1 protein-coding gene is annotated in these 242 nt (G+C 78.5%); it reads left to right on the top strand.

Features of this window, described 5'->3' with window-relative positions:
• The coding region (locus SB717_RS38935) for a CHAD domain-containing protein (protein WP_410908613.1) at positions 1-242 on the top strand (242 nt) is incomplete at both ends.

The following is a 242-nucleotide window of genomic DNA, read 5'->3' as shown; positions in this document are numbered from 1 at the left end:
CCCGCCCGAGCGCACGCACCGCCTGGAAGCGGCGCTGAAGCGGGTGGCCGACGGGCTGGGGCCGGCGCGCGACCAGGACGTCTTCCTGGCCGAACTGGTCGGCCCGCTGGACACGGCGATGCCGGAGGAGTCCGAGGCGCTGGGCGCCGTGCGCGCGGCGGCGGCCGAGGCGCGGGCCGCCGGCTACGACCGGGTGCGCGCGACGATCGCCGATCCGGACTACACCGCCCTGGTGCTGGAGC

It is taken from the genome of Priestia sp. SIMBA_032, assembly GCF_046535215.1.
Taxonomy (GTDB): domain Bacteria; phylum Bacillota; class Bacilli; order Bacillales; family Bacillaceae_H; genus Priestia; species Priestia aryabhattai.
Note: the sequence above shows the minus strand (reverse complement) of the source record. Positions and strands in the feature narration are given on the sequence as shown.